Here is an 18,727-nt window from a genome sequence, read left to right on the forward strand (position 1 = left end):
CTAATATTAACAAAAAACAAAGATTTTTTCAAATGGTGTATGCTTTTTTCTAAAAGGTATAATAAAGACCGCGCTCTGCAAAACCCGCAAAACCGTCATCTTGAGGTAAAAACTCCCTGTAGTTTTCGCCGTAGTGGCAGAGAAACATTTTTTTGCGCATTTCTGTTGGAAGAGTTAGAAGCTCATTGTAAGAAGAATGAACAGGACTTTCAAAAAAAGTACATTCATGAAAAATACATTCCGGTTTATAAGTCTGTTCAATCCAATCCAGCATTGGACGGTCAAATTTTGTGTCTCCGCTAAAGAAAATTCTGTCATCTATTAAAACTCCGACAGAATAAAAAATTTTGTTCCAGTCTGCATTTGGGCAAAGAATATGCCTTGTTCGTACAAGTTTTAAGTTTATTGAACCTGCATTTGCCTCGTAAACCGGGCGCGGAGTGTTTTTTAATTCAACTGGGCAGATTTGCTTAAAATAATCGTCAAAAGTAAAAAAATTGTCTATTCCTTTTTCCTCGCCGTAAGAGCAGGCTCCGGCCAGGCTTTTTTCCCAAAGAATTTTTTTGTAAAAATCTGGAACAATAAGCGACGGTTTTTGTCTTGTCATATAAAAATTTGTGTATGCGACTTCTTCAAGGCCGCCAATGTGGTCAGAATGTGAGTGTGTCGGCAAAATCGTGCGGATTTTTGTGAGCGGAGTGTTGTATGTTTTTAAGGCGTAAGAAAATAAAGTTCCGCAGTCAATCAAGACATGATCTTTGCCTTTTATTACAAGCAGGTTGTTCTGAAAATCGACTTTGTTAAAAGCGCTTCCAGTTCCGATGAAAAAAATCTGAAGTTTTCCATTGTTTGTGAGGTTTATACTGTCTTTAAATGTTTCGATTTCCATAGAACTTCCGTAGAACTTTTTCTTAAAACCAGTACAAATTATAACACAATATAATTATATTACAAAACTTCTGGAAGCAAATAAACATCTTTTACACCGTCAACAAGAATTGCGCCCATTCCAAGTTTTAACGGCAGGTCAAGGTCAATATCGTAACGATCTCCAATGCTTAGACATTCTTCAAATTTTATTTTTTTGTTAAGAGCTGTTCCTGCGGTTTTTGCGGCAAGCTCAAAAATCTCTCTGGCAGGCTTTGATTTTAGCGTTGTGTCAAGCCCAATGATTTCTGGAATAAGCCCGGAAACTCCCAGCGCTTCGAGAGTTTTTCTTGCCGTCAGAACAGGATTGTTTGTTACGCAAATGAGATAAAATTTTTCTTTTAAGGCGGAAAGAGTTTTAAAAAGCCTTGCGTCTGGTTTTAAAAATTCAGCAGGATTTATAAGTTTTTTTCTCCAAAAAATACTTTCTTCAATCGAAATTCCAAAATAAGTAAGAAGGTTTCCAAGGCTGATTTTTTGTCCGGAATGTGTGTTCGCCCAATTTTTCCTAAAATCAGAAAAAAGCCCGCGGGCTTCATCAGCGGAAATTTTTCGCATTTGGGCAAAATGTCGGATTTGACCGTCAATCTGCTCTTTTGCGTATTCAGAATTTGTATAGAGCGTAGAATCTACATCAAAAATCAGAACCTGGACTTTTTCTGGAATAAAATAAACCTTCATTAAAATGCAGCGCCTGTCTACGAGTGGTCAGCAGGCATAGCCGGAGTGTAAACGTGCGATTTTTTTACAAGGACAAATGCCGCTTCTTCTATCGAGTCGTAATATCCGAGCGAAATTCTTGCAAGAATATTGTCGCCTGCAAGTTCCGCATCCACGCATTCAGTCACAACAAACGGAACGCAGAGAGTATCGCATTTTATCTGAGTCCATTTTTCGTTTAGAGCCTGCCCGCCAGTTACGGTAATGCTTCTCGGCTGTGGAAGTCCTGCCTCTTCCGAAGCCTTTTTTAGAATGTTGAGGGCCGCCCAAAGCTGGTGAGTTACATCGTGAATAATCGCAAGTCCTTCTTTTTTTTGTTCATCCGTCAAAATCTGCGGATTTTCAAATGTCGGAGTGTCTACAATCTGCGCAACTAGTTTTTTGTGCGTAATTTTTGTTTTTAATTCGTCTTCAACCTTTTTCTTAAAATTTGCAAACCTGCTTCCTGTATCTGGAATAATTACCGCCGCATTCCACATTCCAGGAATAATCGACGGCATTGTGCGGATATTTGGCGAATTGAGCGGAACTGGAGTGCAGAGATTAAGCCCTTCGCTTGAACCTGAACGGTCGCATAGCATGCCGGTGTCGAGCGTGTCTGTTCCAATCAGCGCAACAACAAAATCAGGAGCGCCGCAAAAAACCAATGTTCCTTCGATAAGACCAGTTTCTTCAGCCGCCTGTTTTGTAATTTTTCCAGCGAGTGCGCCAGGTTTTACAAATGGAGGCAGTTTTTTGATTTCGTCATCAGAAAAACCTTCTGCCTTGAGCTGTTCTTCTGTCCAATAAATTTCTCTGAAACGTTCTTCCGGCAGAATTGTTACGGCGTTTCCTGTCAGACGGTAAATCAGGTATTCAGGAGTTCCAAAAATCTTGTCAGATTCGTACCAGTGGTGAGTGTGGAGTTTTCTAAAAGCATCCAGACGCGGAATCCACATTGACTTTTTGTCAGAAACGGAAGTTGGCGCATCTTTAGACCAAAGAAGCGTCAGCCCGTTGCTGCTTACAACCGTCGGCCCGTTGCCGGAAATACAAATCGCTTCAATTCCAGTGTCCGGCGATTTTTGCTTTAATTCTTCGACAGCTTGTTTTAAAGCCCCGACCCATTCCCGTGCAATTTTCGATTCATCTTTTTCCGTAAAATTCGCGCGTGCATAGGCAATGCTTTTTGGCGAATCTGGCATAAGCGCCGCTTTTAACGAAGAAGTTCCAATATCAACACAAAGAATAGCATCTTTCATAAAAATCTCCAATTTTTTTCGGGGCCATTTTTGCTGTCGCAAAAACCGGGTCTTGCGGGGTTTTATTCCAAAAAACAGGCTCATCCGCCAGTTTTTTGGAACGGCTTTGCCGCCCCTCCAGCCCCTTGTCCGAATTTTTTGCTTCGAGGCTTATTTTTCATTTTACAACAATTTGCGGAGATTTGCCATTTTTGCAAAAAAAAACTGCCTGATAAGGACTGAAGCGCCTGTCAGACAGTTTTTAATAATTTTTTTATTTATGCCTGAGTTTCTTCTGTATCGTCAGACTTTTTAATCAGTTTGTCGATAATCGTTCTGTTGTCCAAAAGATCGCTCAAGCTCTGATTGTGATGAATTCTTGTAATTACATTTGCAAAGAGACCAGAAACATTTGTGCTTATAAACCATTCTTTTTCTTTTAATTCTGGATGGTAAACGGCGTTTGTTCCGATTATTCGGTAGAACTGGCCGTTTTTATAAGCTTCATCGAACAGTTCAATTGCATTTCCTGTAAAGAACGGAAGCGAAATTGCGGCGATTACCTTTGTTGCGCCCTGTTCCTGCAAAAACTGCATTGCTTTAAGGAGAGTTCCTCCTGTTCCGAGCATATCATCTGCAAGGAAGGCAACTTTTCCTTTAACGTCGCCAAGAAGTTTTACGCTTTTAATATTTGTCTGTTTTGCATTCTGAGTTACGACAGAATAATCGCGTTCTTTGTAAATCATTGCGAGCGGCACTTTTAAGCCTGTAGCATAGAATTTGTTGCGGTCGATTGCGCCTGTGTCAGGGCTTACTACAACTAAATCTTCCTTGTCAGGACCAGAAAGATTTACAACCTTTGTAAGTTCACGGATAACCTGATAGGAAGCATGTAGGTTTTCGAGATGTGTCGTGTTGAATGCGTTTACAATTTCGCGAGAGTGAATGTCGAGAGTAATTACGCGGTCGACTCCACGCATTTCGTAAATGTGGCAAAGAAGCGCTGCCGTAAGACCTTCGCGGCCCTTCTTTTTGTGCTGGCGGCTGTAAGGAAATGCCGGAAGTACAAGAGTGATTGATCTTGCTCCAGCCTGCTGAACAGCATCGATTGTTACAAGAAGTGTCATTACGTGGTCGTTTACAGAGAATGTAACAACATTTTTTCCGCCGTTCATTTCAATTGGCTGGTGGTTTTCTGCATCTTGAAAAATATAAATATCTTTTCCGCGGACAGAATCCATCAATTCTGCTTTAATTTCACCGTTTGCAAACCAAGTAAAAGCTGTGTTGATTTTAAAATCTGGCGCACGGTATTTGTCGATTGCTCCGCGTACAACAAGGTCAGATGTCACCATATCGTTGCGGAAGTTGATGTCCTTAATCAGTTTGTCTTTGTCTAAAGTATATCGTTTAGAAATTACGTCATTTTTTAATGTAAAACGATGTTTGTACATGTGACGAAGATGAGTAATTACTTCGTCCGCAAATGCAGCACCACCCGGACATGCGATTACGCCCAGGTTGGTTGGTTCTGAATAAGGCATTTTATTCTCCCATGAAAATGTGATTGATGTACACTAATACTAGCACTTCAAGCCGGCTGTGGTCAATAATTTACGCTAGATGTAGTGTTTTGACAGAAAATCATGTTTTAACTAAAATCTTTCTATATGAAACTGACGATTTTGGGATCAGGAACAAGCCATGGCGTGCCTGTAATTGCTTGTAATTGCAAAGTTTGTAAGTCTGGAGACAAAAAAGACAATCGGCTCAGAGCGAGCGCGCTTCTTTCTATAAAAAATGGCTCATACGACAGAAATTTTCTTATTGATGTTGGGCCGGATTTTCGGGAACAGGCTCTTCGCATAAATCTTTGTAAACTTGATGCTGTTTTTCTCACACATCCTCACGCAGATCATATTCACGGAATTGACGATTTAAGAATTTTTAGCCACAAGAACTCTAGCGCAATGAACTGCGACGAAAGACTTTCTAAAAAATTTCCAGAAACTGCTGGAAAAGGTCTTGCAATGTACATGAGTTCAGATTCTGAAAAATGCGTTAAGACAAATTTTCATTATATTTTTATGACGCACGAAAAAGGCGGCGGAACTCCAAAACTGAACATAATAGATGTTGATTCGTACAATGAAAAAAATCCGCTTGAACTTGGAGAACTTTGCATTGTTCCTGTTCCGATGGAGCATGGCTGCATAAAAACGACAGGCTGGATTTTTTCTAAAAAACTGAATGGAAAAAAACGTTCAATTGCTTATCTTACTGACTGCAATTTTATAAGCGAAAATTCTTTAAATCGGGTAAAAAATACCTGCTCAGGCGGATTTCTCGATCATCTTGTAATTGATGCTCTTCGTGCAGATAAACACTCTTCTCACAATAATTTTGATCAGGCGCTTTTTTATGCAGATAAAATTGGAGCGGCGCATACTTGGTTTACTCATCTTTCTCACGATTTTTTGCACGGAGAAATTCAGAATTATATTGATAAAAAACTGCCGGAATTTGCTAATCTGCAAAAAATTGTTGAAAACGGCGGAACTGTCTGTCCAGCGTTTGACGGTCTGGAACTGGATTGTAGGTGAGGATTTCGCTTTTTTATAAGAAAAACTTAATGCGCTTCGGAATAGATATAAAAAAACTGATTTTGGACAAATTAACGCATAAAATTGGCATAAAATCAGTATTTTGAATTGACATAAGCGGAAGAATTTCTTAAAATAATGGAACTCACGTTGAATTGATTTTGAGGTAGGTATATATTATGTCAAGAGTTTGTGATGTTTGCTTGAAAGGTTCAATGACAGGTAACAAAGTTTCTAAATCATACAACCACACACGCCGCATTTGGAGACCAAATCTTCTTAAAGTAAAGACAGAAATCGCTGGTACAACACGCACTTTGAACGTTTGCACTCGCTGTCTTCGCAGTGGTTTTGTAACAAAGAAAATCAATGTTGTTCCTGCAAATGCTGGTGCGCCAAAAGCTGAATAATTATTGAATCTTTCTGAATAGCCGGTTCTTCGTGAGCCGGTTTTTTTTTATGTCTAGAGAACTTTTTGCGTGCGCTAGCCAGCTCAGTTTTAGATACCAGCTATGCACGTTTTTGTTAAGTTCTATTTTTTGCCGTAAGTTGCTTCGATTTCCTGTATTTGATCGCGGATTGCGGCGGCTTGTTCGTATTCAAGCCGGTCGGCACAATCGCTCATTTCTTTTTTTAGGGCTTCGATTAACTTTTTGCGCTGTTTTGGGTCGAACAGGTTCGCGCTCTTTTTTAGAACTTCGAGTTGTATTTTTTCGGTTTCCTCGGCATCTTTTTGTTGACGTACGAGTATGTCTTGAACAGTTTTGCTTACAGTGTGAGGCGTAATTCCGTGTTCTTCATTATATTTTTGCTGGATCGCACGACGGCGTTTTGTTTCTTCTACGGTTTCTTTGATTGCTGGCGTGATTGCATCTGCGTACATTACAACCGTTCCGTTTTCATTGCGGGCAGCGCGGCCTACAATCTGGATTAAAGATGTTGTCGAGCGCAAAAATCCAATTTTATCTGCATCGAGAATTGCGATAAAACTTACTTCTGGAAGGTCGATTCCTTCGCGCAGAAGGTTGATACCAATTAAAACGTCGATTTCGCCCAATCTAAGGCTTTTTAGAATTTCAACACGCTCAAAAGTGTCGATTTCCGAGTGAATATATTTTACTTTTAAATTCAGTCCAAGAAGATAGTCCGTCAAATCTTCCGCCATTTTTTTTGTCAGCGTAAGAATAAGGCTCCTCTCGTGTTTTTCAATGCGCTTTTTTACTTCGTTGTAAATGTCTTCCATTTGACCTTCGCTCGGGCGGACTTCGATTATTGGATCCAAAAGTCCAGTTGGGCGGATCAACTGTTCTACAACTTGTGTTGACTGTTTTATTTCTTCTTTGCGCGGAGTTGCCGTTACGTAAATAACTTGATTCAGTTTTTTTTCAAACTCGTCAAATTTTAGAGGGCGGTTGTCGAGGGCGGAAGGCAGGCGGAACCCGAAGTCGATAAGATTTTGTTTTCGGCTTCTGTCGCCTTCGTACATAGCTCCAATTTGCGGAACTGTAACGTGGGCTTCGTCAATCAGGCACAAAAAGTCGTCTGGAAAATAATGCAGGAGAGTTGCCGGCGGTTCGCCGCGTTTTCTGCCGGAAATTGGGCCTGAGTAATTTTCGATTCCAGAACAGTAGCCCATTTCTTTCATCATTTCTACGTCGTATGTTGTCCGGGTTTTTATTCTTTCGGCCTCGAGAGGTTTTTGTTCAATCTGAAATTTTTTGACCTGTTCAGCCATTTCTTCGAGAATCCTGTCTGTAGCCTTTAAAAGCGCATTCTGCGGTACTACGAAGTGCTTTGACGGATAAAATTGCATTTCGTCCAACTCTTCTTCGGTTTCGCGGGTGAGAACATTAAAACGCTTTATTGAAGAAATTTCGTCAAAATCAAGTTCAATTCTGTATGCAGTGTCGGTTTCCATATATGGAGGAAAAACTTCGATAACATCGCCTCTGACACGGAAATTTCCGCGTTCTAAAACCATATCGTTTCGCTGGTATTGAATTGATGACATCTGCCGTTCAAATTTCCTTGTATCAAAAAATTCACCTTTTTCGATATGAACACGCATTTCTTTGTAGAGGTCAGGCATGCCAAGACCGTAAATGCAGCTGACTGTAGCTACAACAATCACATCGCGCCTTTCCATAAGGGAATATGTTGCTTTTAGGCGAAGCTGGTCAATTTCTTTGTTTACATCGGCATCTTTTTCTATGTACAAATCTCGTGCAGGAACGTATGCTTCTGGCTGGTAATAATCGTAATAAGAAACAAAATATTCGACTGCATTTTCTGGAAAGAAAGATTTGAATTCCCGGTAAAGCTGGGCGGAAAGCGTCTTGTTGTGCGAGATGATGAGAGTCGGACGCTGAACTTTTTCGATTATTTTTGCCATGGTAAAGGTTTTTCCAGAACCAGTAACGCCCTTTAACGTCTGGTACCTGTCGCCGCGCAAAAAGCCTTCGCTTAATTTTTCTATTGCCTGCCCCTGATCGCCGCTTGGCTCGTAAGGAGCAACTACCTTGAATTTTCTCATGCCTTGATTATACAGCCTATTCTTTGAGTTTTGAAATAGGTTAAAAAAAATAACAATGGGGAAAGAAGGATAAAAGAGGAAAGCGCAAGATTATGCTTTTATAATTAAATTAAGCTAATGTTATATTTTTCTACCAAGACTTAGTGAGAAAGAATCTAAGCAAGTTCCTCCTTGAAAATTTTTTTGCTCTAAGAAGTCAGAATTGGAAACTCCTATAACATTGTCAGCGGTGCTTCCTTTTAATAATGGAATGTGGTTATAGGAGAGTCTTAGAAAGATTTTTTTATAATAGAATTCACTTGATAATGAAAATCCGAACTTTCCATCAAATGAATCATAAAATTGTTTTTTTCGCATGTAATGACTGTCAATTGCATTCCCTTTTATGTATGGGTTTAGTACACCGATTAGTTTTACGGTGAAGTTTTTTGAAGTTACCGCGGTAGAGAGACCAATTCCGAATATAAAGAATTCAGATTCATAACTTATGATATTGCCTTTTAAGTTCGTTTTAGTTTCGTTTCCTGTCCAAATACCTGTTTCTGGGTATTGATAATATCCGTCTCTGCCAGAAAATTTTTGATTTTTGTAGCAGAACGTTGCAAATGGGAAAAAAAATAAATTTTTAGAGCTGAAATTATATCCTGCTTGGAATGTGAAAGCATATTTTTTATCAACATACAGGTTATGACTGGAATACTGACTAATATCAGTACTGTTAAAATCTAAGTCTTTAAGAGTGCCACTTTTTATAGGAATAACAGTTGCATACGACAAATTAAATTCAAAATTGTGTAGTCGAGATAAAATTCCTAATTCTATGTATGGAATAATTGGACAGTCCCAGGTAAGTTCGCTTACTTTTGAGTCGTTTTGAAAAACATATTCTTTTTGAGAAAATGTATTGATTCCTGCTGCCGTTGTAAGCGTAAAAATTTCTGCATATGAAATAATCACTGGCATAAGCAGGAATTGGATTAATAGCAAATATTTTTTCATAAAAAATTTATGATTTTGGCCACTCTACCGTAACAGCGGTTTCGTATTTTCCATACTTAAAAATATAAATTTTTGTAGCAAAACCTGTTGGAATTGTATCCTCGTATTTTATGATGAGTTTGCTGTTTTCTTTATCATTATCTATAGAAATAATGGAAAAAGATTTTCTTTCCTCTGTAGATGAATTAAGCGTATGCAGTTCAAAACGAACATCGTTCTTGTTATATTTACCGTCATAATACAATATAAGTGTATTGTTTGTTGTAAAGTAAGCGTTTCCTGGCTCAAATTCTTCTATTTCGTAACAAGAGGTAAACAGAAAGAAAATTAGCAGACATAAAATGGTATAGTTTTTTTTCAATTTTGGCTCCCATAAAAAGTCAAGATTAAAACTTCATTTTTAATCTTGACTTTTTTAAGTTGTTTCGCAACGAATTGAGAAACAACCGAATACTCTTTGTTTATAGTTTTATAATGGAATTAATAAATTTGCGGGCATGAAAATTTTTCATAATCGTAAATGTGCCTTATTTTCTTTCTACCGAAACAATATCTTTAAGTCCTGCACCCATATAAACGTATAATTCTATAATCGAATCAGCAGGAATATCTCCTTTATATGATATAGTAAGATAACTGCTGAGCGGTTTGTTTAATATAGAACCTAATTCATGTTTTGTTTTCTTATTTGTCATGGGATCATAATGATATAACTCAAAATCTACACTATCATAATATCCGAAATAGTGCAGAATGATTTTGTTTCCAGATTCAAGATAACAGTTACTTGCTCTGAAAGAATCTTCCGTTGTATCGCAAGACATCAGTGAATATAAAGATATTAAATATATAATAAATAAACATAACCGTTTTTTCATAGTTGTTAGTCCTGAATTTATTGGTTAATCGTTAATATCGGAAACGTACTCTTTTGTTGAGGTGTTTTGTAAATTTCAAATTTTCCAAAATTTTTAGATTTATGACCGACGATAGGTAATGACAAATCAAAAGCACCTCCAAATTTTATACTAAACTTATTTGAAAAGAAACCGTCTATAGATCCATTAGTCTTTACATTAATTCCTGCTGATACTTGTTCTGTTACAGGAAGATTGATATTTATATTTCCTGCTGATACCCCAAGCCCCAAATAAGGAGTTAGCGCAAAATATGGGCTGACAGATGCTGTTATTGACAAACCATTTTTCTCTGAACTATTTGCAATTCCAGCAAAAAAAGCACATTCGGCGAGCGCATCGCAAGTTTTTGTATATGGTTCAAAATAGATTGAATATCTATATATCCATTTACGCCATACTTTGAACCATTTTACTCTTCGAGAGCCGTAATCTGCTCCGACGTTTACATTTGCTCCTGCAAGACCTGTGAATCCTGCATAAAGATAGTCTGAATTTACTTCGCCATTTATTGAATACGGAATGTCATAGTCCCCTCTTAGTCCATAAACAAATGGGACAGGCCCTATGCAGAAAGAACCGTTTATGTTGAAAATATTCTGTTCTCCTCCAATCAGTGAGGCTGAATATGCGTATTTGAGACATGTTCTTGCATAGGTAGAAAGCATTGTATATGCAGAAAGGTCTGCTTTGCAATTTGACCATGAAATTGTAAAGCGTCCGCCTAAATATAAATTGGTTTCAATATCTAACTCTGCAAATGTTAAGTTTCCTGCATTGGAATTTCCGATTCCTAATTTGTTATTTGTTATTTTTTTTGATAAAAAACCGATTTTGATTTTTTTACAGCTATTTACTTTGTTCTCTAGATTTTTTGTACTTGCTATATACTCATTATATGATGTTGCTAATTTATATCCTGCTTTTCCAGAGAATTCTATATCTTTCCAATTTGCAAAATTTGTTATTGTTTTAAAATTTTTTGTATCACCTATTGTATTAGAAAGTTCAATTGGTCTATAACTCAAGGAAGAAACACTTCTTGTTTCATTTGTGTCGGATTCTTCTTCATTTTCTGTTGCATTGATATAAACAGAAACTAAAGGAAGAATATCTGTAATATCTGTGCAGTTATAGTCTATTGCAGGACATACTTCTTTAAATGTGTCACTCATAAACATTCTGTTGAACGAAACAAGTTCGTATTCTGATAAAGTATTTGTAATAGCTAAAATTTCTTGAAACTCACTGTCTATCTCTAAGTTTAAGTTTTTTATGCAAAGTGGAACAAAATTTTCTTGAAGAAGTATTTTGTTCAGTGTAACAACTGCCTCTGGTTCTGAGGATACTGGTTCATACTTATTTATAATTTCAAGAGGAAGTGTTTCAATCAACTCGATAGCACTATAACCTGTGCTGAAATCTTCTTCTGTAAAATAAAAATTGACATCTGCTATTGAATCTTCAGTTTCGAGATCTGATTCATCTATGCTTCTTGTATTTTTATATGATGTATTGCCTTTTACTTTGTGATATGTTCCTGTTTTATTGTCAAGAACAAAATCTCCAGCCGAAAGACCTTTTACAACAGAGCGTGTAGAAGAATTGTTTTCATATTTACTTACGATAAATTGTCCGTCAGGATTTATTCCGAATAGACCTGCTGGATAAACGCCACGTGTATATTGTTCTGGTAAAATTGAAAACATGCTAGTGTATTGATTTTCTTGATTACTTATGAATGTAAGCCAAAGTGTTTTTTCAAGACCTGCTCTTTTTGTCAGTGGTTTTGAGTATGATACGTCTGCAAGTCCGTCTCCATTTAAGTCTGCGTTTTGATTTACTTCGAGATTAAATGATTTTTCAGTATTTTTTATTCCGTTTTGGGAGTATTCAACATAAGAAAAATTTATAGATTTTTCAGTTATATTATTAATGTATATGTATCCGTATAAAGCTTCGTTTTCGATATCTGTATAAATAATATCGTCTTTTGATACTTCATTTTTTGTAACTTTTCCTAATCGAGTTGCAATATAGATACCTTGTAAAAGCTGGCTGTTTGACAAATCTTTAGGATTGTAAAGAATTGAACCTCCCATATAGGCTTTTGTAGAAATTGAGCGATAGTTTATTTTATCACTTATATCGGAAATGTTGTTGGAATATGCTTTTTGTGTAGCAAAAGAGCAAGCTGTTTCTGTTAATACTAATAAAATGGCAGAAAAAACTGCCGTTACAATGATATTTTTTTTCATAACTTTCTCCTGTTAATTAAAAATATAATGAAAAGCGATATCTCTTAATCATCGCATTTGTAAAAATGTTTTTTTTGCTGAGTAAAAATTTGTTTCATAACTATGTTTTCATTTTTTAACTTCCTCCCTCTAAATGTCTTTATAACAGATTGTTAGATAAAGCACAAGATTATGCTTTTATAATTAAATTAAGCTAATGTTTCTCTTGAAAAAAACAAAACGTTTAGATAAAATGTATCATTGTCTTGGAATATATCTGTTGGAGGATATTTATGAAATTCTTGAATAAATACAACTATATCTCTTTTGTATTGTTGTTTTTAGTTATCGTTGCTCAGTTTGTTCCTTTTACAAACTCTGCAAAACTTTACTCTGAAGTAGAAGATATGGGAAAAACATGGGCTGAGCTTCCTGTTGGAATTACAGGAAAAGATAAAAGTTCATGGCCGCCAGAGATTAAATACGGTGAATTTAAAGATTGGGAAAAATCTGTACAGGAAAAATATCCATTGTACGGCGAAAAAACAATTTCCCTCTTTACTTACGTTTGGGATCCTGCTGGCGCTCTTTACGGTTCAAAAGTAAACGCTTTTATTTTTGCTCAGGTTGCTTTTATTGCCTTCCTTTTGGCTACTTTCCTTATCAAAAACTTTATGGCTAAGGCTGTGTTTGCATTTATTCTTGGAATTGCCCACATCTGGGCTTTTGTTCAGATGTTTGTTTTGAAAGGAACTGGAGATCTTTCTCCTTATATGGTTGTTCCTGTATTTATGGCAGTAATTGCTGTTCTCGCAATTGCCGCTGGTGTTTACTTTATCCCTGAATACTTTAGAGAAAAGAAACACAACGAAGAGATCAGAAAATCACTCTAGTTTGTTATTTACGGCCCGGCTGTTTGTCCGGGTCTTTTTTTTCTTTGTGAAAAAATATTTTGTGCTAGAATTATAAAATGAATAAAAAAAATTCTTGGTTTGCAGCTTTTGTTGTTTTTCTTTTTTTTGTTTGCCAAACTGGAATTTTTGCACAAAAAAGCGGATATAAAATCGTTCAGGTTGAATTGCCCTGGGGAAAAACGGTTTTATATTCGACATTTTACTGTTTTAATGATTTGGAAACAGGAAGAAATCTTGCCGAAGAGCTCTACGGCGTTAAAAATCTTGATAAAATCTTAAAAGCCGGACGATTTAGAAAGTTGATGGCAATTCCTGTCGGTTCGGAACTTAGCGCATATAATTTTGCGATTATGACTTACAATAAGGAATTTTGGTTTTTTGAAAGCCGTGATGACGGCTGGCTGTGGGGGACTGGACGTTATTAGTTTTTTTTATATTTTTTTTGACACTTTTATAAGATTTGTCATTTTGATATACTTGATTGCAGTTTTACAAAAGTGGAGATAGAAAAATGGCAGATTTAATTCCTCAGAAAACAGAAAGCAGGCAGTATTTTAACGATGATTTGTCTTTTAACTGGGAAACAATGGTGTTTTTTAGCCAGTGCAATATAAATAAAAATTTAAGCCTTAACGAACTTTTAAAACTTACTTCAGATATTGCAGTTGAAGATTTTGCAAGACGCGGAATGAGCCGCGAAACTCTGGCAAAAAACGGAATTGCCATTCTTGTTTCGAGAGATTCATTTAGGATTCATAAATTTCCGAAAGAAAACCAGCGGATTGTTGTGCGCACTTGGGAAGAAAAAAGCGAAGCTTTGCAGTTTGTGCGCGCTGTTGAGATTGAAACTCTGGACGGTGAAAAGCTTGTTAGCGGAATAACAGCATGGCTTTTGGTTGACTTGAATAATCGCCGTATTTTGCCTATTAAAAAGTTTGATGAAATGGGATTGCGTACGCCGACCCTGAGAAAAATGGAGCACGACTGTCTTCCTTATGGAAAAATCCAGATTCCTGAAGACGCGGTGCTTTTGGACGAACGTTTTATAAGATATACGGATTTGGATGCAAACGGACACACAAACAATTCGAGGTATGCGGCTTTTGCGGTTGATGCTTTGCCTGCTGAATTTCAGGGAATTGAATTTAAAGATGTCAGAATAAACTTTGCTAAAGAGGCAATGCTTGGACAAAAAGTGCAGGTTTTTGGAAAAATTGACAGGGAAGCAAAGAAAATTATTCTGGTTGGAAAAACCGAAAGCGGTACTTCTTTTGAAGCCGAGCTTTTGTGGTAGTTTTTTGATTTACCTGTCTGTAAAAACGGATGGACAAGGGGCTGGAGTACCGCCGAAGGCGTTCCAAAAAGGTTTTTCTTTTTGGAATGGAGCGCTGCGACGCGGAAGTACGGAAGACCCGGTGGGGCTTGGATAAGCCCCATGGCCCCAAAAAAATTACTGATTCTAATTTTAAGGTGAATTTAGCATCCATGGAGCTTTTTCTTTTATGGATTCCATGTCTATGTTTTTTACGAGATTTAAAACTGTGTTTACCAAATTCATAATTTTGTCTAGCGCTTTGTAGATATAAATAAAATAGTAAACCTGAGTGCCTTTTTTGTGGCTGATTATCATGCCTGCGTCTTTTAAAATTTTAAGATGGTGCGAAATTGCCGGGCGTGAAAGGTTGATTTTTGCAGTTATATCTTGAACGTCCATGCCGTCTGTGCCGGATTCTGCGAGTATAAGGAGAATTTTTTGGCGTACAGGGTCGCTTAACGTTGTCAGGTAAGGAGTGCAGACTTCAAACTGGTCGCGGATAATGCTGATTTTTTGTTTAAATTCTGTTTCGTCGGTTTTCACCAAAATGTGTGCCTCTATTGGTTTATTTGTTTAATCGGTTAAGTTTATAAACGCTTTGACGAATTGTCAAGTTTTTGAGTTTCCTTTTGATTGTAAAAAAGTGTTTTATGATTAGTTTTTATAAAGAGAGTCAAAAAAGTGGAAAGAAAACGAAAAAAAAAGAAAAAAAAGGAAAATTGTGATTTTTTTGGAACGCTGTTATTATAAAGTTTAGTTAATGTTGAAAAATTTTAAAGTTGATTTAGAGTTTATATTGAAGAGTTTCGTGGGCTTATTGAAGTTTTTATTGAAAAAATAATTTTTTTTTATTCAATGTTAAAAATAGTAAAAAAAAATATATTTTATTGACGTTTGAAATTAAAGAGATTATATTTTGTTTATGCGTTTAATTTCTTAAACTTATAAACAAAACTTAGCATATTGGCATAATTAAAAGCTGTGCTGAATTTATTGTGTATTTAACAGAAGGAGGATTTATTTAATGAATCGTTTATTTAAGCATCCATGGCTTATTATTGTAACAACTTTTCTTGTTACAGGTCTGCTTGCATTCCAGCTTAAAGATATTAAGATGGATAACTCGACCAGATTGTATTTTCCTCAAAAGCATGAATCTTATCAGCGTTTGATTGATTCGGAGGATCGGTTTGGAAGCACTGTTGTAATCGGAGTTTCTCTTGAAACAGATAAGGGAACAATTATTACTCCGGAGAATTTGCAGATTATTGACCATATTTCTACGGATGTGGAAAACCTTCCTTGGGTTGATAGAATTGATTCTCTTACAAAAATTGACTTTATTGAGGATGTTGACGGTGCCCTTACTGCTGGAAACATTATCAGTGCAGAGCGCGATGAAAACGGATACCTTCCTCTTTTGACTCAGGCTCAGGTAAATGATCTTAAACAAAATCTTACTGATTGGGACGAAATGTATACACGTTCGATTATTTCGGACGACAACAAAGCGGCTCAAATGCAGATTACGCTTGTTACAAACAATCACCCTGGCGAAATCGCATATTTGAGTTCTTTGTCTGCTTCTCAGGTTGATGCCCTTGCAAATGCCGGAATCAAGACTTTTGAGGAGTTTAAAAAGGCTCAGAAGACCGGAAAGCTTTCCTCTATTGAAGGTTTGTCTGAACAAGAGCTTGCTTCCCTTGCCGAAACTATAAATGAGGCTGCAAAAACTCAAATATCTGAATCTGACCTTGAGGCCGAAACTCTCGCTAAAGTAAAAGAGATTGCCCTTAAATATACAAAAGGCACAAATCTTAAAGTTATTTTCTTTGGCGATCCTGTTGTTTCTGAAAACTTTATGGATTACATGACTTCGGATTTGACGAACTTGATTCCGCTTGTTTCAATCGTTGTTCTTTTGACTTTGTTTGCAAGCCTTAAAACTTTGGACGGAACTCTTTTGCCGCTTGTTACTGTTTTGCTTGCGACTGCCTGTACTTGTGGTCTTATGGCTGTTTTTGGATTTACATTCACGATTGTTTCAAGTGTAATTCCTGTTGCTTTGATTGCCTGCGGTTCCGCGTACGGAATTCACGTCATGACGCATTATTATATCGCTCTTGACGAAGCAAAAGCTAACGGCGTTGAAATTACAAAAGAAAGTCACAAAGATATTATTTTGAAAGGTGTTGCTAGTTGCAGCACTGCGGTTTTTCTTGCTGCAATTACAACTGTAATCGGATTTATTTCTTTGATTTTGAGTCCTATGGGGCCGCTTCACAGTTTCTCAATCTTTACCGCAGTTGGAATCGCGCTTTCATGGATTTTTGCGGAAACATTTATTCCAGCAGTTTTGATGATAAAGCCTGTAAAAAGAATTGGCCAGAAATCAAAATTGATAATGAAACTTTCAAAAAAAGCAAAAAAGCACATTATTAAGCGCGGAAATGAACGCAAAGACACTTTATATAACATCTTCCTTTTCTTCTGCGGTTCGCGCCCAAGAATGTTTGTGTTTATGATTTTCCTTGTTGTGGTTTCTGTTTTTGGTGTGCGCAAGGTAAAAATCGAGTCTTCAATGATTAACTATTTCCCGCCGGATTCTCAGTTGCGTCAGGATATTGATTATGTTGACGAAAGATTTGCTGGAACAAACTTGATTTTTATGCTGGTTGACGGTCCGAAAGTTACTGATGAAAACGGAAACTTCCTTGATGAGAACGGAATCCCGGTTATGAACAAAGATGGAAAATTCCTCGATGTGAACGGGAATATCATCAAAAAATCTGATGGACGTCATTTTGCGCTTGTTGAAGGTTCTATGAAAGATCCTGATATTCTTGAGGCGGTTGACGGTCTTCAGGAAAACATTCAGAGCAAATTTCCATATATCGGAAAAATAGTTTCGTTCCCGACCTTAATCAAGCGAATGAACCAGGTTCTTCACGCTCCAAGCGCGGAGGCTGTCGCTGTTTCTTCTGGCTCTTCAAGCGGAGAGGCCGGCTCAGACGATTTCAATTCTGACTTTGACTTTGATTCCGGCTCGGATTTCGATTTTGATTCAGGTTCAGATTTTGGATTTGATACGAATTCCGATTTCGGCGGATTTGACGCTGCTGATTCTTCTGATGAAGATGAAATGCTTCCAGACTATGTTGACCCGAACGTTGAATATGTAAAAAAACTCAACAGCACTCTTACAGTTGATGAAGGATTTAAGCTTTTGACTTCTGCTTATGCAGAGGCGGGCGGAAAAAACGCTTCTCTTGACGATGTTGTAAAAGTTCTTGAGAAAAAATTGAATTACAAAGGAACGGATTATTACGAAATTCCTTTTGATGAGGCAAAATACGGCTACAAGCAGCATGCGGCTCTAAAAAACATTGTTGGAAACTTCCTTTCGATGCTTTCTGACAAGGAAACTTTGGGACGCTGGGCAAATGATCCTCAGAACGAAAATGTCTTGAACCCGAACAGATTGCGTGTTCAGCTTGTCTCTCGTTCTAATTCAAGCAGCGACATTGAAAAAGTAATCCGCGAATGTAATTCTTATGCAAAAAACCACTTCCCGGAAGGCTACACAATTTCGTTTACTGGAAAGGGGGAACTTGAAACTGTAATGACAGAAATGGTTTTCTCAAGCCAGATTCAGAGCTTGATAATCTCGCTTTTGAGCGTTTTCGTTGTGATTGCAATCTCGTTCCGTTCGGTTTTGGCAGGGCTTTTGGGAGCCGTTCCTCTTTCTCTTACAATTTTGCTCAACTACTGGACGATGGGAACTTTGGGAATTAGCCTTGACCTTGTTACTTCAATTATTGCTTCTGTTGCGGTCGGAATTGGAATTGACTACACGATTCACTTCCTTGAAACTTACAGAATGGAACGCGCAAAGACAACTGATGTTCATGCCGCTGCAAGACGCACATTTAAATCGAGCGGAAGCGGAATTTTGACGAATGCACTTGCCGTTGGTCTTGGATTCTTGGTTTTGTGCCTTTCAAGATTTATGGTTTTGCGCTATATTGGAATTTTGGTTGCAATCGTAATGTTTACAAGCTCAATGCTTGCAATGACAATTCTTCCGGGATTCTTGACAAACTTTGATCCGAAATTCTCTCGCCCAAAAGTGGAGCCGACAGAGGATTTGGGTGCTGCCGAAGATTTGATTGAAGAATCTGAAGAAAAAAAATAAAAACTAATCTGCAAGAATGCAGTAAATGGGAGTGTAAGATAAAAACAGACGAAAATGGCGTCTGTTTTTATCTTTACAAGTTTGCGTTGCAAACTTTTTTATAATCTGTTGTTTCTCACTTCGTTGCGAAACAACTTAAAAAGTCAA

At 37.3% G+C, this 18,727-nt stretch carries 16 protein-coding genes; 6 read left to right on the forward strand and 10 right to left on the reverse strand.

All coding sequences use genetic code 11. The features are described 5' to 3' along the window. Window positions 1-49: 49 nt before the first annotated feature. The 4 genes from B4N75_RS00775 to prs all read right to left on the reverse strand — a co-directional run bounded on the left by B4N75_RS00775 (window position 50) and on the right by prs (window position 4,411). A complete protein-coding gene (locus tag B4N75_RS00775; protein ID WP_296668415.1) occupies window positions 50-889 on the reverse strand; it encodes an MBL fold metallo-hydrolase in 840 nt (279 codons plus the stop codon). Between the two features lie 59 nt (window positions 890-948). Next, complete coding sequence (locus B4N75_RS00780) at window positions 949-1,608, reverse strand: HAD family hydrolase (RefSeq protein ID WP_296668417.1); 660 nt, start codon at window positions 1,606-1,608, stop codon at window positions 949-951. A 17-nt stretch (window positions 1,609-1,625) separates the two neighbouring features. Then, window positions 1,626-2,888 carry an FGGY-family carbohydrate kinase gene (locus tag B4N75_RS00785; protein ID WP_296023243.1) on the reverse strand — a complete coding sequence of 421 codons (1,263 nt, stop codon included), beginning with the start codon at window positions 2,886-2,888 and terminating at the stop codon, window positions 1,626-1,628. 257 nt (window positions 2,889-3,145) lie between these two features. After that, on the reverse strand, window positions 3,146-4,411 hold the full coding sequence (gene prs, locus B4N75_RS00790) for a ribose-phosphate diphosphokinase (RefSeq protein ID WP_296023247.1): 1,266 nt from the start codon (window positions 4,409-4,411) through the stop codon (window positions 3,146-3,148). A 126-nt stretch (window positions 4,412-4,537) separates the two neighbouring features. On the opposite strand from prs, the gene B4N75_RS00795 reads away from it, so the two are divergent. Next, the gene (locus tag B4N75_RS00795) at window positions 4,538-5,470 is read left to right on the forward strand and encodes an MBL fold metallo-hydrolase (protein WP_296668421.1); all 933 of its coding nucleotides are present in this window, start codon (window positions 4,538-4,540) and stop codon (window positions 5,468-5,470) included. A gap of 179 nt (window positions 5,471-5,649) precedes the next feature. Further along, window positions 5,650-5,880, forward strand: coding sequence for a 50S ribosomal protein L28 (rpmB, locus tag B4N75_RS00800; RefSeq protein WP_296023253.1), 231 nt, complete (start codon window positions 5,650-5,652; stop codon window positions 5,878-5,880). A gap of 122 nt (window positions 5,881-6,002) precedes the next feature. On the opposite strand, the gene uvrB is transcribed toward rpmB, so the two are convergent. The 5 genes from uvrB to B4N75_RS00825 form a co-directional block, all read right to left on the reverse strand. Continuing rightward, entirely contained in the window at window positions 6,003-8,003 is a 2,001-nt protein-coding gene (uvrB, locus tag B4N75_RS00805; RefSeq protein WP_296706331.1) for an excinuclease ABC subunit UvrB, read from the reverse strand. Window positions 8,004-8,123: 120 nt separating this feature from the next. Further along, window positions 8,124-9,002 (reverse strand): omptin family outer membrane protease, encoded by an 879-nt coding sequence (locus tag B4N75_RS00810; RefSeq protein WP_296706333.1) that lies wholly within the window; start codon window positions 9,000-9,002, stop codon window positions 8,124-8,126. Between the two features lie 7 nt (window positions 9,003-9,009). Then, a complete protein-coding gene (locus B4N75_RS00815; protein ID WP_296668428.1) occupies window positions 9,010-9,363 on the reverse strand; it encodes a hypothetical protein in 354 nt (117 codons plus the stop codon). Window positions 9,364-9,529: 166 nt separating this feature from the next. After that, window positions 9,530-9,880, reverse strand: a complete 351-nt coding sequence (locus B4N75_RS00820) for a hypothetical protein (protein WP_296668430.1) — start codon at window positions 9,878-9,880, stop codon at window positions 9,530-9,532. A 17-nt stretch (window positions 9,881-9,897) separates the two neighbouring features. Next, on the reverse strand, window positions 9,898-12,177 hold the full coding sequence (locus B4N75_RS00825; protein ID WP_296706335.1) for a hypothetical protein: 2,280 nt from the start codon (window positions 12,175-12,177) through the stop codon (window positions 9,898-9,900). Window positions 12,178-12,449: 272 nt separating this feature from the next. On the opposite strand from B4N75_RS00825, the gene B4N75_RS00830 reads away from it, so the two are divergent. The 3 genes from B4N75_RS00830 (at window position 12,450) to B4N75_RS00840 (ending at window position 14,364) form a co-directional block, all read left to right on the forward strand. Then, window positions 12,450-13,049, forward strand: coding sequence for a hypothetical protein (locus tag B4N75_RS00830; RefSeq protein WP_078930686.1), 600 nt, complete (start codon window positions 12,450-12,452; stop codon window positions 13,047-13,049). A gap of 77 nt (window positions 13,050-13,126) precedes the next feature. Continuing rightward, window positions 13,127-13,495 (forward strand): hypothetical protein, encoded by a 369-nt coding sequence (locus B4N75_RS00835; protein ID WP_296668437.1) that lies wholly within the window; start codon window positions 13,127-13,129, stop codon window positions 13,493-13,495. 86 nt (window positions 13,496-13,581) lie between these two features. Continuing rightward, complete coding sequence (locus tag B4N75_RS00840) at window positions 13,582-14,364, forward strand: acyl-[acyl-carrier-protein] thioesterase (protein WP_296693447.1); 783 nt, start codon at window positions 13,582-13,584, stop codon at window positions 14,362-14,364. Window positions 14,365-14,535: 171 nt separating this feature from the next. Here the strand turns inward: B4N75_RS00840 and B4N75_RS00845 are convergent, their stop codons facing one another. Next, the gene (locus B4N75_RS00845) at window positions 14,536-14,928 is read right to left on the reverse strand and encodes an ArsR/SmtB family transcription factor (RefSeq protein ID WP_296668466.1); all 393 of its coding nucleotides are present in this window, start codon (window positions 14,926-14,928) and stop codon (window positions 14,536-14,538) included. 481 nt (window positions 14,929-15,409) lie between these two features. Here B4N75_RS00845 and B4N75_RS00850 point away from each other — a divergent pair, with 481 nt between their 5' ends. Continuing rightward, window positions 15,410-18,580, forward strand: coding sequence for an efflux RND transporter permease subunit (locus tag B4N75_RS00850; protein WP_296668441.1), 3,171 nt, complete (start codon window positions 15,410-15,412; stop codon window positions 18,578-18,580). Window positions 18,581-18,727 lie beyond the last annotated feature (147 nt).

This window comes from Treponema sp. UBA7570 (genome assembly GCA_002477955.1).
Lineage (GTDB): Bacteria > Spirochaetota > Spirochaetia > Treponematales > Treponemataceae > Treponema_D.